General features: G+C 35.5%; 17 protein-coding genes. 14 read left to right on the top strand and 3 right to left on the bottom strand.

Annotated elements, in window-relative coordinates; all coding sequences use genetic code 11:
• Positions 1 to 125: 125 nt before the first annotated feature.
• The 7 genes from CXF59_RS08655 to CXF59_RS08625 all read left to right on the top strand — a co-directional run bounded on the left by CXF59_RS08655 (position 126) and on the right by CXF59_RS08625 (position 5,766).
• Positions 126 to 1,445, top strand: coding sequence for a mechanosensitive ion channel family protein (locus tag CXF59_RS08655; RefSeq protein ID WP_101137415.1), 1,320 nt, complete (start codon positions 126 to 128; stop codon positions 1,443 to 1,445).
• 230 nt (positions 1,446 to 1,675) lie between these two features.
• Entirely contained in the window at positions 1,676 to 2,125 is a 450-nt protein-coding gene (locus tag CXF59_RS08650; protein WP_101137414.1) for a hypothetical protein, read from the top strand.
• Positions 2,126 to 2,231: 106 nt separating this feature from the next.
• The gene (locus CXF59_RS08645; protein WP_157824550.1) at positions 2,232 to 2,492 is read left to right on the top strand and encodes a MepB family protein; all 261 of its coding nucleotides are present in this window, start codon (positions 2,232 to 2,234) and stop codon (positions 2,490 to 2,492) included.
• Between the two features lie 24 nt (positions 2,493 to 2,516).
• On the top strand, positions 2,517 to 2,636 hold the full coding sequence (locus tag CXF59_RS15745) for a MepB family protein (RefSeq protein ID WP_369828550.1): 120 nt from the start codon (positions 2,517 to 2,519) through the stop codon (positions 2,634 to 2,636).
• A 317-nt stretch (positions 2,637 to 2,953) separates the two neighbouring features.
• The gene (gene rlmD / locus CXF59_RS08635; RefSeq protein ID WP_101137411.1) at positions 2,954 to 4,366 is read left to right on the top strand and encodes a 23S rRNA (uracil(1939)-C(5))-methyltransferase RlmD; all 1,413 of its coding nucleotides are present in this window, start codon (positions 2,954 to 2,956) and stop codon (positions 4,364 to 4,366) included.
• A 70-nt stretch (positions 4,367 to 4,436) separates the two neighbouring features.
• Positions 4,437 to 4,958 carry a DUF6452 family protein gene (locus tag CXF59_RS08630; protein WP_101137410.1) on the top strand — a complete coding sequence of 174 codons (522 nt, stop codon included), beginning with the start codon at positions 4,437 to 4,439 and terminating at the stop codon, positions 4,956 to 4,958.
• Positions 4,930 to 5,766, top strand: a complete 837-nt coding sequence (locus CXF59_RS08625) for a DUF6048 family protein (protein WP_198554658.1) — start codon at positions 4,930 to 4,932, stop codon at positions 5,764 to 5,766. The genes CXF59_RS08630 and CXF59_RS08625 overlap by 29 nt, the downstream gene beginning before the upstream one ends.
• A 448-nt stretch (positions 5,767 to 6,214) precedes the next feature.
• Here CXF59_RS08625 and CXF59_RS08620 read toward each other — a convergent pair whose 3' ends face one another.
• Positions 6,215 to 6,451: a hypothetical protein gene (locus CXF59_RS08620; protein ID WP_101137409.1), complete on the bottom strand. Its 237-nt coding sequence runs from the start codon at positions 6,449 to 6,451 to the stop codon at positions 6,215 to 6,217.
• Between the two features lie 54 nt (positions 6,452 to 6,505).
• Complete coding sequence (locus tag CXF59_RS08615) at positions 6,506 to 7,729, bottom strand: class I SAM-dependent RNA methyltransferase (protein WP_101137408.1); 1,224 nt, start codon at positions 7,727 to 7,729, stop codon at positions 6,506 to 6,508.
• 162 nt (positions 7,730 to 7,891) lie between these two features.
• Here CXF59_RS08615 and CXF59_RS08610 point away from each other — a divergent pair, with 162 nt between their 5' ends.
• From CXF59_RS08610 to CXF59_RS08580, 7 genes are all read left to right on the top strand, one after another.
• Entirely contained in the window at positions 7,892 to 8,656 is a 765-nt protein-coding gene (locus CXF59_RS08610) for a bifunctional 2-polyprenyl-6-hydroxyphenol methylase/3-demethylubiquinol 3-O-methyltransferase UbiG (protein ID WP_101137407.1), read from the top strand.
• 88 nt (positions 8,657 to 8,744) lie between these two features.
• On the top strand, positions 8,745 to 9,413 hold the full coding sequence (locus tag CXF59_RS08605) for a ZIP family metal transporter (protein ID WP_101137406.1): 669 nt from the start codon (positions 8,745 to 8,747) through the stop codon (positions 9,411 to 9,413).
• Positions 9,414 to 9,549: 136 nt separating this feature from the next.
• Entirely contained in the window at positions 9,550 to 10,365 is an 816-nt protein-coding gene (murQ, locus tag CXF59_RS08600; RefSeq protein WP_101137405.1) for an N-acetylmuramic acid 6-phosphate etherase, read from the top strand.
• A gap of 63 nt (positions 10,366 to 10,428) precedes the next feature.
• Positions 10,429 to 10,650 carry a DUF6095 family protein gene (locus tag CXF59_RS08595; RefSeq protein WP_101137404.1) on the top strand — a complete coding sequence of 74 codons (222 nt, stop codon included), beginning with the start codon at positions 10,429 to 10,431 and terminating at the stop codon, positions 10,648 to 10,650.
• Positions 10,650 to 11,222 (top strand): pentapeptide repeat-containing protein, encoded by a 573-nt coding sequence (locus CXF59_RS08590; RefSeq protein ID WP_101137403.1) that lies wholly within the window; start codon positions 10,650 to 10,652, stop codon positions 11,220 to 11,222. The genes CXF59_RS08595 and CXF59_RS08590 overlap by 1 nt, the downstream gene beginning before the upstream one ends.
• 153 nt (positions 11,223 to 11,375) lie before the next feature.
• Positions 11,376 to 11,750: a DNA topoisomerase IV gene (locus CXF59_RS08585; RefSeq protein ID WP_101137402.1), complete on the top strand. Its 375-nt coding sequence runs from the start codon at positions 11,376 to 11,378 to the stop codon at positions 11,748 to 11,750.
• A gap of 47 nt (positions 11,751 to 11,797) precedes the next feature.
• Positions 11,798 to 12,571 carry a TerC family protein gene (locus CXF59_RS08580; RefSeq protein WP_101137401.1) on the top strand — a complete coding sequence of 258 codons (774 nt, stop codon included), beginning with the start codon at positions 11,798 to 11,800 and terminating at the stop codon, positions 12,569 to 12,571.
• Between the two features lie 61 nt (positions 12,572 to 12,632).
• Here CXF59_RS08580 and CXF59_RS08575 read toward each other — a convergent pair whose 3' ends face one another.
• Positions 12,633 to 15,320: a DNA gyrase/topoisomerase IV subunit A gene (locus CXF59_RS08575; protein WP_101137400.1), complete on the bottom strand. Its 2,688-nt coding sequence runs from the start codon at positions 15,318 to 15,320 to the stop codon at positions 12,633 to 12,635.
• Positions 15,321 to 15,509: the final 189 nt, after the last annotated feature.

The raw sequence follows: 15,509 nt of genomic DNA, 5'->3' as shown, positions 1-15,509 counted from the left end.
CCTATTTATTTTGTAATGAAAACAATAGTCTGAAACACTTAATACTGTTAAGAAAAACCCAATCATCAGGTTCTATTCTTGTCTTCAATTGTGAATGTTACCTTTGCATCAAACAAATTAAAGCAATGATTCTACCTGACGGAAAATACCCCTCTATACAACTTGACCCCAGCTGGTTAACTAACGTTTTTAATATAGACCCTCAAGTTGCCTATTACATTAATCTTCCAATATTGATTTTTGGTTTAATTATTATTTGTTTTATCGCTTGGCTTTTAACCAAAAAACTAATTGTTGATACGATACACAAGCTATTTTTAAAAACTAAGATTACTTGGGACGACATCTTAATCGAGAAAAAAATATTTGAAAAACTCGCTTATATCATTCCAGCACTTCTTGTCATTTTTACAGTGCCTTCCATTTTGCGAGAGTATCCCATACTATCAAATTACATCGTTACACTGGCTATGATCGTAATTCTATTGGTCATCATCTGGACGATTATTGCTTTGCTGGCGGTCTTTGATGATATTCTGTCGAAGTCTCCTGTTTTCAAGGGTAAACCTATTACGAGTTACATTCAAGTACTGAATATTCTGGTGTATTTCGTTGGCGGAATTCTCATTTTGTCTTTACTTTTAGGAAAGAGTCCTTTTTACTTTCTAGGAGCCATGGGAGCGATGACCGCTATTTTACTATTAATTTTCAAAGACACTATTTTAGGTTTTGTGGCAAGCATTCAAATGTCCGTATATGACATGGTGCGCGTAGGCGATTGGATTGCCATGCCAAAATATGATGCCGATGGAGATGTAATGTCCATCAATTTAAGCACCGTTAAAGTCCAGAACTGGGATAAAACAATCACCACGATTCCTACCTATGCTTTTATCACTGACTCCTTTAAAAACTGGCGCGGAATGAGTAATTCCGGAGGACGAAGAATAAAAAGAGCCATATATCTTAAGGTGAGTAGTTTCTGTTTTTGTGATGATCAAATGCTGGAACAGTTTAAAAAATATGCGCTTATAAGAGACTACATCCTTCAGAAAGAAAAAGAAATTAAAAAATCCAATTCTTCATTAATTGATAATGAATCTAATCCGGTTAATATCAAAAGCCTAACTAACATTGGCGTTTTTAGGGTTTATGCCGAGAACTATATTCTTTCAAATCCTAATATCAATAATAAAATGACGCATATGGTTCGTCAATTAGACCCAACTTCTAAAGGAATGCCATTAGAAATATATTGTTTCACTTATGAAAAAGAATGGGAAAAATATGAAGTAATCAAATCTGATATTTTCGATCATTTACTAACAATTATGTCTCAATTTCAACTGGAGATTTTTGAAGAACCTACGGGAAGAGATTTTAGAAATTTAGTTGATACTCCCCATCAGAAAGCTGATGTTCCCCATTTGTACTCCCAATCCTAATTTATCAACAGACCTAGCTTTAATCAGCTATTTTGACCGTTTTTCATTAATCCTACAATAGAAAATAAAGATACAGCAATCGTTTATTTTTCGAAATATGTCTCATTGTTGACTATCAGTTCCTAGGTACAGAAACACGGCTAACAACTCAGGTAAAGAAAATAATTTTGCTGTTTCCGAACCGTAATTTTGTCTAGTTTTGTATTTCACTAAAGAAGGAACACACAATTATGCTTTCTAAAACACAGTTTAAAGAATGGTTTGACCGCTATAAGTATGCCGAGTTGGCAGCAACCAGTGCTGCTTTATTAGGGTCACAGTTCAGTCGGATTTTTAGTGGTTTGACAACGGCTTACCTAATTACATTTGCCGAGTATTTTGCCTTTTACAGCGTGATTATAGGCATGGCCTACTGGCAATGCACCAAAAAGAACAAAGCAATACAACAAAAGACCACTTTCAGGGGAGTGCTGATGATTATCAAAAACGTATTGCTAGAGTTTGGCTATCCTGCGGTATTGGATATTTTATTTATCCGTCCGTTTTGTATGTATTGGTTGCCTATCTTCACTGGTAACGCATTAACTGGTATTATGGCAGGGAAAGTATGTGCTGATGTAGTTTTTTATTTTCTGACTATTGTAAATTACGAATGGATGAAAAGTAAAAATCATTTTTAAGGTAAAAGAAACGGTGGTTATAATTGTTTTCTAAATAGTAAAAACAACTCATGCTATAATATTCTTAAAAAATACTTATCCAATACAACTACTCGTAATTAAAAAATTGCTTGATGATGCCTACAATTTAGTCAGTACTCGATTGACTTTTAATCATGAAAGCAAAGAATATGCTGCTAGTTCGTTTTTACTGAGTGACAAAAAAAATATTTACCGTCAAGCGAAAATTACTCCTACTAAGCCAGGACAATCTGGAAACGGAATCCCGCTGGAATCACTGAACCGTTTACTAGCGAATATGCATTTGATTTTTTTTTATAATTACAGTGAAAAACAAAGAGCTGTTACGATAATTTATATTTCCTAAAAAGTACTTAGCGTCAAAAAAAATATCACACACGACAACAAATCAGGTATGCGAGTTTATGCACCTTGGGACAGTGTCACAAGCAAAAAAGCCTTGCAAACACAAAAATGGCAAAGGGATTTTTTTTTATGTATTGCATCCTGAAAACAAAACTGAAATGGCACGCATCACAGAATTGTTTTGATGGCGGAAGCATTCCGTATTTTCTAATGAAGAAAAAAACTGATTATCATCAACTCCCCTGCCCCTGATTCTAGCGAAAAACCCGCAGTATTGCAGGCATTTGTAACCCTTGCTTTTACAGAGCGACCGCAGGAAGCTCCTTCACAAGCGTAAGGTTACTGCCTGCAATGCGAGGATTTGTAGCGGAAAGCAGGATGGGGCCCAAATAAAAATCACTTCTTTTTGAAAATAGTTCCTAATTTGAATTTATAAAAGTATAAAACGCTTATTTTTGCGCTATGGCAAAGAAAAATACAGATAAGGTGGTGTTTCACCAGATAAAAGTCATCGATGCAGGTGCAAAAGGGGTATCAGTAGCAAAGGCTCCTGATGGGAAAGTAGTGTTTATCCCGAATGTGGTTCCGGGTGATGTGGTTGATGTGCAAACTTTTAAGAAGCGCAAGGCCTATTACGAAGGAAAAGCAATTCATTTTCATGAATATTCAGAACATCGTATAGAACCTATTTGCGAGCACTTTGGTGTTTGTGGTGGTTGTAAATGGCAAAATATGAAATACAGCCAACAGTTGTATTACAAACAAAACGAAGTGTTGAACCACTTGCAACGCATTGGGAAAGTAGAACTTCCTGAATTTGAACCAATCTTAGGTTCAGAAAAACAGTTTTTCTACAGAAACAAAATGGAGTTTTCGTTTTCTAACAGCCGTTGGTTGACTGAAGCAGAAATAGCAAGTACAGAAGATTTAGGAAACAGAAACGCATTAGGATTTCATATCCCAAAAATGTGGGATAAGATCTTAGACATTAACAAATGTCATTTACAGGAAGATCCATCAAACGCAATCAGAAACGAAGTAAGGGATTTTGCTAATGCAAATGGTCTGACATTCTTTAATCCACGAGCTCATGAAGGTTTGCTACGTACTTTAATGCTACGTACTTCTTCTACCGGAGAAATCATGGTGTTGATTCAGTTTTTTGAAAACGACAAAGCAAACAGAGAGTTAATCTTGGATCATCTTTATGAGAAGTTCCCACAGATTACTTCTTTGCAATATGTGGTCAATAATAAAGCAAACGATACGCTGTACGATACCGATGTTAAACTATATAAAGGGCGTGATTATATCCTTGAAGAAATGGAAGGTTTGAAATTTAGCATTAATGCCAAATCATTCTACCAAACCAATTCAGATCAAGCATATGAATTATACAAAATAACGAGAGATTTCGCTGGTTTAACAGGAAATGAAGTCGTGTATGACTTATATACCGGAACGGGTACTATTGCTCAGTTTGTTTCTAAAAAAGCAAAAAAAGTAATAGGTGTCGAAAGCGTTCCTGATGCTATCAAGGATGCTAAAGCAAACGCAGTACGTAACAATATTGATAATTGTGAGTTTTATGTAGGAGACATGAAAGTCGTATTTAATGATTCTTTTATTGCACAACACGGACAACCTGATGTTATCATTACTGACCCACCTAGAGACGGAATGCACAAAGACGTGATCGAACAAATCATGAAAATTGCTCCAGAAAAAATCGTTTATGTAAGTTGCAACTCAGCTACTCAAGCACGTGATTTAGCCTTGATGGACGAGAAATACAAAGTAACTCGCGTACGTCCTGTGGATATGTTTCCGCAAACGCATCACGTAGAGAATGTAGTACTTTTAGAAAGAAGATAGATAGTCTTTAGTGAAAAGTAATTAGTCTCAATGTTGTGCTAATTACTTTTCACTATCACTAAAAATAGATATGAAAAAAATAATACTGTTACTGTTTGTGCTCGCCTTCTCTTTCTCCGGTTGCGAGAAAGATGATATCTGTGATGCCAATACGGTTACCACTGCCCGGTTAGTGATTTCGTTTTATGATGTCACGAATTCGTCAGTCTTAAAAAATGTAACGAATCTAAAAATAACTGGCGAAGGAATGACGGATGGAGTTGTTTTTAATGGTAGTAGTTTGATTAACGGGAGTACCGTTTCTATTCCACTGAAAACAAATGCAGATGCAACTACCTTTAGTTTTATCTTAAACTCTGGCAGTACTAACCCTGCTTTAGTAAACGAAGATATTCTTAAATTTAATTACGCGCGAGAAGAACTTTTTGTATCTCGAGCGTGCGGTTTTAAAACAGAATATACTCTCGATCCTCTAACTCCGTATGTCCTTACTGATGCTGCAATAGGAGATCAAAAATGGATTCAATACATCGCAGTTAAAAACAGTACTATAGCCAACGAAAATGAAACACATCTTGAAATATATTTTTAGTATTTGCCTCGTTTTATCTTTGTTTTTAGCTCAAGCGCAGGAAACGACTACCGTAAAAAAAATAGCTGATAGTACTAGTACTGAAGCTATACTTCCTGACAACACAAATTTAAAGACAATAAATACAACTGATGAAACAAAAAATACAATCGTTCCCGTAAAAACAGATCGCTACGGGTTGCGTCTGGGTGTTGATTTGTATAAATTAACCCGTGGGTTGTATGACAAGGATTATAAAGGAATCGAATTTGTGGGTGACTATAGGTTGACAAAAAAATATTTTTTGGCTGCCGAAATTGGAAATGAAAACAAAACTACCGATGATTCCCGATTAAATTTTACAACAAAAGGATCGTATCTAAAAGTAGGTTTTGATTACAACGCCTACGAAAACTGGTTAGACATGGAGAATATTATCTCTATTGGGTTGCGCTATGGTTTCAGTACTTTTAACCAGGAATTGAACAGTTATAAAATTTACAATTCCACTCCTTATTTTGGAGAGGTTCCTGCCATTACTTCAGGAGAAAAATTCAACGGACTAACAGCCAGTTGGATCGAAGTCGTTGCCGGAATAAAAGCAAAAGTATTTGATAATGTTTTTGTGGGATTCAGCCTTCGCTTGAACCGATTGGTTTCCAATAAAGAGCCGGGGAATTTTGAGAACCTTTACATTCCGGGTTTTAATAGAACCTATAATGGTGATTTTGGCGTAGGTTTCAATTATACCGTTTCCTATTTCATTCCAATATATAAGAAGAAAGTAATGCCAGTTATAGTCGCTAAAAAGGGAGATAAGAAAAAATAAAATTTCTTGGTTTAATTTTTTTAAAACACATAGAAACATAGTTCTTATTGCGTTAAAAAGATGTTTCATTTGAGATAGATTACATAGCATTACTCTATTGTTACTATTTGTTATGGTGTTGTAAAACTATCGACCAAGTTAACGTCAGTTCGAGTGATTTTTAAAGCTATATAGAATACTGTTTTATAAAAATAATATTCTACTTTAAAAATTATATCGAGAACAATTGATTGTACAAAAGTTCCCGACACATTTTGTCTATCGAATTCCCCTAATTATTCTAATACTATCTAGTCAATCCCAGAGCGTCGGGACAGACTGATGAGTTGTGGATTACAGCTGAATAGCGACAAGCTATTTTATTCAAAAATAATAAACCGCATCTTCACGATTATAATAATCAGTGAAGTTGCGGTTCTTTTTTTTATTAGATTTTTCGGATAAACAGTTACCCTATTTCTTTTACTTCTTTGGCAAAAATCCATTTCATATACAACTTCTCGCCGTCTTCAGTTTTAACAGCTTTGAATTTTGGAGATAAAAGAGTTCCTATAAAAAAGGCTGTCAAAGGAATCCAAAAATCGGTTAACCCAGTATAACGTTCCACAAGGTAACGCGCTGAGATGAAAAGTATGGCAAAACAGCCCAATTGGTATAAAAATGCTCTTACTTGTAATTTACTCATTATTTTTAAATCTTAAAAAGTTATAAAGTCGTTTGCGATAGTCACCGCAACTACTTATTCAACACTGCTGTCGGCTATCGGAGCATCGCTGTCTGAAACAGGCGCAACACTGTCTGGTTCCTGCGTTTGAAATTTTGTTCTCTTACTTCCTTCGTACATTTCGTATTTAACCAATCGGGCTTCAATACTGGCGTTGAAAAGTTTGATTTTTCTTGAAGGTTTTAATCCTACAAACTTCAATGCGTCCAGGTTTCCTGTGATAAACCACGCATTAGTTCCAGGATAGTTTTTCTTTAAAGTATCACCAATGTTTTTGTAGAACTCTTCCATATGGATATCCAATCGCTCATCATAAGGAGGATTAAACACCATGTGTAATTTACCCTGTGTCGTTTTCTCTGTATCAAAGAAATTTTTCTCTTCAATCGAAATATACTCTTCTAAATTGGCGTTCTTAATATTGTCTTTGGCTTTGCTGACTGCAGAGGGTGCTTTATCGAAACCTTTTATGGTGTAATGAAATTCTCGAACTCTTTTCAATAAACTGTCGGTGATATTGTCGAACAAGTCATTGTCCCAATCATGCCATTTTTCGAATGCGAATTCTTTACGGTTAATGTTTGCTGGAATATTACAGGCAATCATAGCTGCTTCAGCCAAGAATGTACCTGAACCACACATTGGATCCAAGAAATCGCCTTGTCCGTCCCAACCCGAAAGCAATAAAACACCTGCTGCCAAGACTTCATTTATAGGAGCAATATTAGTTGCTGTTCTATACCCACGTTGATGCAATGAGTTTCCTGAAGTATCTAATGCAACAGAAACTTGATCTTTATCGATATGGATGTTGATTCTTAAGTCTGGGTGTACTTTATCGATGCTTGGACGTTGTCCTGTTCGTTCTCTGAATTGATCTACAATCGCATCCTTACATTTTTGCGAAACAAATTCAGAGTGATTGAAATTATCCGAATGTACCGTAGCATCAATTACAAAAGTTTGATTGGCATTGATATATCTTGACCAGTTTACACCAGAAATTCCCTTATATAAAGCTTGTTCATTGTTTGCCTTAAAAAAATAAATAGGTTTCAAAATTTTTAAAGCGGTACGTAATGACAAATTTGCTTTGTACATAAATCCTTTATCCCCTTTAAAACTTACCATTCTTACCCCCTGTTCCACATCTTGTGCGCCCAACATTTGTAATTCCTTTGCTAATATTTCCTCAAAACCAAAAAAGGTTTTGGCAACCATCTTAAAATTATTTTCCATTTGTGTGTATCAATTAAAACAGACCTTTTTCTGCTTTATGTTTAACCCGTGATAAAAATTAAAAGTTTCTCAACGAGAATCTCTGCGTATCTGCACGGTTTCTTTATTTTTCAGCAAAAATACACTAAATTTGCCGGACTTGAATTAATTGAAAAAGAATAAATGTCTGAAGAACAAAATCCAACGAATATAAATCCAGAACAACCAACAGCAACCTGGTTCAGTTCTTGGTTCGATACGCCATATTATCACATCCTTTACAAAGAGCGAAACTATACCGAGGCGCAGCTTTTTATGGACAACATAACGAATTACCTCAATCTTCCGGAAAATGCCAAAGTGCTTGACCTGGCTTGTGGTAAGGGTCGTCATTCCATCTATTTGAACCAATTGGGCTTTGATGTCTTGGGCGCTGATTTATCTGAAAACAGTATTGCCGAAGCAAGTAAAGACACAAATGACACTTTGCATTTTAAAGTGCATGACATGAGAGTACCTTTTGAAGAAAAGTACGATGCCATTTTTAATTTGTTTACCAGTTTTGGTTATTTCGAAAAAGACGAGGATAATCTTATAACTCTAAAAGCGATCAAAGAAAGTTTGTCTGAATATGGTTTTGCCGTAATTGATTTCTTGAATGTAAGCCAAGTGCTAAAAACCCTTGTTCCAGAAGAAACAAAAACTGTCGAAGGAATTGATTTTCACTTGAAGCGTTATTTAAAAGACGGCCATATTTATAAAGAAATTGACTTTGAAGACAAAGGACAAAAATTTCATTTCACTGAAAAAGTAAAAGCGTTAACACTGCAAGACTTTGAAGTGTTAATGGAAGAGGCAGGAATCTATCTTTTAGATATTTTTGGAGACTATAAGTTGAAAAAGTTCTACAAGAATGAAAGTGAAAGATTAATTATGATTTTTAAATAGTCTATTCGGCAAGTCGTTAATTTGTATAATCACCCTCTAAAAAGGGACGATTCAGCAGTTCAGCAAAACAACAATTCAACAAATAAGAATGAATTACCTTTTACCTTTACTCTCAGTACTATTAGGATATGGGATAGCCTTATTTTTAAAACCAAAAAACAAAACCAACCTAAAGTTACTATTGGCTTTTAGTGGTGCTTTTCTATTGTCTCTGACCGTAATGCACTTGTTGCCGGATGTTTACGAAAGTAAAAATCCAAACATAGGAATCTGTATTATGTTGGGGATTCTATTCCAGATTATACTAGAATTTTTCTCAAAAGGTGCAGAACATGGACATACGCATGGACACGTAAACATGTCCCACATCCCGTGGTTGCTATTCGTCAGTCTTTGCATACATGCCTTTTTAGAAGGTTTTCCGGTAGGCCATCACCACGATTTAGCTGTTGGTATTGCCATCCACCATTTACCGATAGCGATTATCCTCACCACTTTTTTCATTAATTCACATCTGAACAAAAAAGCAATTTTTGGCTTCATGCTCACATTTGCATTAATGACTCCGATGGGAACGTTGGCTTCAGATTATTTACCGATACTAAATGATTATTACACTGAAATCACAGCCGTTGTCATCGGGATATTATTTCACATATCATCCACCATCATTTTTGAAAGCAGCGAAGGACATAAATTCAATATTGCCAAAGTTTCTATGATTGTTTTAGGAATCACATTGGCCTATTTTTTGTAGAAAAAAAATGTCGAAAAGTTAATAAGAAACAATGTTTTGTCAATTCTATTTGTTTCTGAACAAGTATTATTTTTTAAATTTACATCTATATAATTAACCTTAGTGCCGTAGGGCATTTGTGGTAAAAGATAACAAAATGAATTTCACTAAAACCACCGAACAATCCTCAAAATACGAACATCTCGAAAAAATGTCCGTACAAGAACTGCTTGCTAATATCAATCAGGAGGACAAAACTGTTCCTCATGCTGTTGAAAAAGCACTTCCTCAAATTGAAACTTTAGTGACCCAAATTGTGGCTAAAATGAAATTAGGCGGAAGATTGTTCTACATTGGCGCCGGAACTTCCGGACGATTAGGGATTGTGGATGCGTCAGAATGCCCACCAACTTTTGGTGTACCTTTCGACTTAGTAAACGGAATAATCGCTGGCGGCGATATGGCAATTCGCAGGGCCGTAGAAAATGCGGAGGACAATGCCACTCAAGCTTGGAAAGATTTACAGGAACACCATATAAATGAGAATGACGTCGTGATCGGTATCGCCGCGTCAGGAACAACGCCTTATGTTATTGGTGGATTAGAAATGTGCAACAAAAATAATATTATCACAGGAAGCATTTCCTGCAATGCAGAAAGTCCGCTTTCTAATACAGCACAATTTCCTATTGACGTTGTCGTGGGACCAGAGTTTGTAACGGGAAGTTCTAGAATGAAAGCAGGTACAGCACAGAAATTAGTGTTAAACATGATTTCGACTGCCTCCATGATCCAACTCGGAAAAGTGAAAGGCAACAAAATGGTTGACATGCAACTGAGCAACACCAAACTCGTTGATCGCGGGGTAAAAATGATTATGGGAGAAATTCCGGTAAATTATGAAGAAGCAGCTGCATTATTAAAAGAACACGGAAGCGTTAGGAAAGCGGTTGAGTCTTATAATATGCAGTAAATATTGAAATTTAAGCTTAGCGTGCATAGCGAAACCTTTGTGGTTAAATTAAAACTTAAAAAAATGGCAACCAATAAAGAACTTTTATCTAAAGGAATTAAATATTTAGCAGGAGCTTTGCCCATGCTGTTTATAGGTCCATCAATTATATACAATGCATTCATCAACAAGGAAAATGTGTGGCATTATCTGGTTTTGGCCATAGGCATCGCAACCTGTCTGGGAGCAATGTATTTAATGTTTATGGGATTGAATACAATTATGAAATCTTTATTTAACGACTAATGGAAGACTTGATTCACATTCAGAAAACATTTGAAAAAATCGTTTTTATCGATAAGAAAGTCAGCAATCGGGAATTTGAAGATTGTGTCTTTAAAAACTGTGACTTATCTAATAGTGATTTCTCAAACAATACCTTCATGGATTGTGAGTTTATCGACTGCAATCTTTCGATGACTAGTTTAATGGGAACCAGTTTAAAAACAGTACATTTTACCAATTGCAAATTATTGGGAATTCAGTTTAACAGCTGTACTGATTTCTTATTTGCAGTGAGTTTCCACGATTGTGTTTTAGATTACTCTTCTTTTGCCAATAAGAAAATGCCAAAGACAAATTTCAATTCTTGTTCGATGAAAGAAGTCAGTTTTATAGGAAGCACACTTTCCAATTCGGTTTTTGAGAATTGTAATTTAGACAATGCTATTTTTAATGACACGCAATTGAAGGAGGTTAATTTCCTGACGGCTTATAATTATAAAATTGACCCCGAATTCAATCCTATGAAAAAAGCCAAATTTTCCACACAGGGAATCCCTGGTCTTTTAGAAAAATATGATATTAAAATCCAATAAGAATTAAAACGACATTAGTCTGGCCCTGATAGCAATGAAAATCCTTTTTGAGAAATAGCAATCTCGCAAGAAGATTGCTTCGTTCCGATAGCTATCGGAACTGCAAATGACAGATTAAAACAAATAGCAAAAAAGCTCCAAAAAAATATTTAAATGAAAAAATTACTTCTAATTCCATTACTACTTCTGATTGTTTCATGCTATAATGTAGAACGCAACTGCAAAGATTTTAAAACCGGAAAATTTCGTTTTGATTACGAAGTGGATGGTGTGACAAAAACCACCCTTTTTGAACGTAATGACAGCCTAGAAATTGAAACTTACGATGGAAAGACAGATACGGCCTCCATACGATGGGTTAACGATTGCGAGTATATTTTGAAAAAATTGCACCCAAAAAACATGGCGGAAAAAAAGTCAATAGACATGAGAATTTTGAGCACTTCAGGCGATACATATACTTTTGAATTTGGAATGGTAGGAGTACCTCAAAAACAAAAAGGAACTGTAACAAAATTAGCAGACTAAACAGTACTGATTGAACCGATAGTATTCACTAATTCACAATAAAAAAAATGGAAGTATTTTTAAATCCTGATGCTTGGATTGCCTTAGTAACATTGACCTTCCTCGAAATTGTCCTGGGAATAGATAACATCATTTTTATTTCAATTGCAACGGGTAAATTACCGATTGAAAGTCGCAAAAAAGCAACTAAAATAGGGATGTTTCTTGCTATGTTCATGAGAATAGCCCTTTTATTCGGTATCAACTTATTGATTCAAATGAAAGAACCCTGGTTCAGCATCGATTTACGATGGCTGAAAGCCGGAATTACGGGACAAAGTATCATATTACTTCTAGGCGGTTTATTCCTTATTTATAAAAGCACCAGTGAAATTAGAGAAAAAGTAGATGAAAAAGGCCATGAAGAAAAGGAATTGGGTAAAGCCGCTACAAAATCATTTCAAAGTGTACTTTTACAAATCATTATGATTGACTTGGTTTTTTCTTTTGACAGTATTCTTACCGCAGTTGGAATGACTAATGGTGTTCCGGGGGCTTTATACATCATGATTACAGCAGTAGTGATTTCAGTTCTCATCATGATGCAGTTTGCTGTTCCGGTAGGTAGTTTCGTGAATAAAAACCCTTCGATACAAATTCTGGGTTTGTCCTTTTTAATTCTTATTGGTTTTATGCTACTTACGGAAAGCGCTCATTTATCAAATGCGCTTATTTTTGGAAGCCATGTAACACCGGTGCCAAAAGGATATTTATATTTTGCGATCTCTTTCTCCTTGATGGTAGAAGTAATCAATATGAAAGCCTCTAATAAGAAAAAGTAAAACGCTTTTAAATATAAAAAAAAGCTTCCGCCTGGCGGAAGCTTTTTTTTATGTCTGATAATTAAAACAATATGATTTGTCCGTCTTCATCACGTTGAAAATCTGTACCATCATCATTTGTGCTTCTGCGTTCAAGAATAATTTCTTCAGGAACTTCATAAGGCAATGGAGCTAACATATTCACCTGCTTGATCTTGTCAGTAGTCAACTGGTTTCCTAAAGCCTTAAATCCTTTCACCGCAATAAACGCTTCAATGTCCACTGTTATCGCTTCTTTTTGAACTCCTTTTATCTTAGGAAAAACCAACTCAACCACCGGACGGTAATCGGTTGATACAATTTCCAATTGTGAATTTGAATGCTCCGTTATAATAAGCTCTTCTTTATTTTCGGTTTCTACCAAGAAGCGTTTGATGTAATACCGTTCTTTTTCACCATCATAATAAATAGCAGAAATTGGTTTTTTAGGAACCCATTTTTCTAACACTACCATATCCGAATCAAAATGAGTGGACAATTCCGGCGTAATTACTTTTAGTTTCCCTGATTGCTGAATGATCAAAATTTTATCATTGGGTCTGAATTCCCCTAATAATTCTCCTCTTGCATCCACATTCAATCTTTGGACAGTATCATCGTACCACACTTTTCTTGGCAGTAAAGTAGATATTCCCTTTTCTTTAATTTCAATTTTCTTAATTGGATATTTAGATGCCAAATTCCCTTTTGAGGCGCGCCCTTTAATCGCCAAACTTGCAAAATCAATATCAAATTTCAATTTCTTTATACTTCCTACCTGGCGCAATAAAACCGTTATCACTTCAGCTTCTCCATTTGGATTACAGGTGAAATATAGAATTTGTGATCCTTTTGTTCCATTTGTCAAATCATACAGTTTGTCTCTGGTAACACCCGAAACGTTAAACCTCTTTATATAAGAAGGTCCCGACTTACCGTCACGATAAATCACGTTATAAATGGTCCGCTTATCTCCCTTGTCAAAAATGGCGATATGAATAATATCTTTCCCAACGAAGGTTTTGGAATCCACTTTGGTCACCATCATATTTCCGTCTCGAAGAAAAACAATTACATCGTCAATATCTGAACAATCCGTAACGTATTCGTCTTTTTTCAAACTCGTCCCTAAAAACCCTTCTTCTCTGTTAACGTATAATTTAGTATTTCTTAAAACTACTTTTGTAGCTTCGATATCATCAAAAACACGAAGTTCAGTTTGGCGTTCGCGCCCTTTTCCGTACTTCTCTTTCAGTTTAGCAAAATAAGCAATTGCAAAATCAATTAAATGCTCTAAATCATGTTTTACTTGCTCTATATTTCCTTCTAAAGCTTCAATTTTATCTTGCGCCTTATTGCTATCAAATTTAGAGATACGCATGATTCGGATATCTAACAAACGTAGAATATCTTCTTCTGTAATAGCACGTTTTAAATGTTTAATGTGTGGTTTTAAACCATCGTCAACTGCTTGTATAACATCTTCTCTAGTCGTTTTTTCCTCAATGTCACGGTAAATTTTATTTTCGATAAAGATTCGCTCCAAAGACAAGAAATGCCATTGTTCTTCCAGTTCACTCAGTTGAATTTCCAGTTCGCTCTTTAATAAACCAACCGTTCTGTTAGTCGAAATTTTCAACATATCAGAAACACCGATAAACAAAGGCTTATTATCTTCAATCACGCAGCCCAATGGCGCTACGGATGTTTCGCATCCCGTGAAAGCGAATAATGCATCAATCGTTTTATCTGGAGAAACTCCTGGAAAAAGATGAATTAAAATTTCAACATCGGCAGCAGTATTGTCCTCAATTTTTTTGATTTTGATTTTCCCTTTATCATTGGCTTTCAAAATACTGTCAATCAAAGTAGTCGTATTGGTCGAAAACGGAATTTGGGTAATCACTAAGGTATTTTTGTCCAATTGTGCAATTTTTGCACGAACACGGACCCGACCGCCTCGCAATCCATTATTATAGTTCGAGATATCGGCGATACCTTGGGTCATAAAATCCGGATAAATCGTAAAAGGTTTCCCCTTCAGTATTTTTATCGAAGCATCTATTAACTCATTAAAATTATGCGGTAATACTTTTGTCGAAAGTCCTACTGCAATACCTTCTGCACCTTGTGCCAGAAGCAATGGAAATTTAACGGGAAGATTATTCGGTTCTGCTCTTCTACCATCATAAGACATCCCCCAATCAGTAATTTTTGGACTATAAATAACTTCCAAAGCAAATTTAGACAAACGGGCTTCAATGTAACGTGAAGCTGCCGCACTGTCTCCGGTAAGGATGTTCCCCCAGTTTCCCTGGCAGTCAATTAATAATTCTTTTTGACCTATTTGTACCATGGCGTCGCCGATACTTGCATCTCCGTGTGGGTGATACTGCATAGTGTGACCCACAACGTTAGCTACTTTATTATAACGGCCATCATCCAGCTCTTTAAGAGAGTGCATTATTCTGCGTTGAACCGGTTTAAAACCATCTTCAATTGCAGGAACCGCACGTTCTAGAATTACATAAGAAGCGTAATCCAGAAACCAGTCCTTGTACATTCCTGTAACTTTAGTAATGGTATCATTTTCACCTTCGTGATTATCATAGAAATGCTTTCCTTCAGAAGTTACTATATCTTCAAATCCTTCATCATTTGATTCGTTTGATTCGTCTTGGGATTCACCTTCGTTTTGCGGAATGATATTATCGTCTTCTTCGTCTTTCATTTAATAAATCCTATTGAATAGTAACTAATTATATTTTAAATTTGTAATCCTTAAAAAGAATATTTTTCTTGACAAACATGCTCTGTAGTTGCTACTTCCTTTCCATTTTTATCTATCACCTTTTTTATCACAGTTCCGCATTCTTTATGATCATTACTTTTTATCATAAAAAAGGTAGCCGAAAAAGCA

Source organism: Flavobacterium sp. ALD4 (genome assembly GCF_002836475.1).
GTDB lineage: Bacteria > Bacteroidota > Bacteroidia > Flavobacteriales > Flavobacteriaceae > Flavobacterium.
This window is presented reverse-complemented; position numbering and strand designations above follow the sequence as displayed.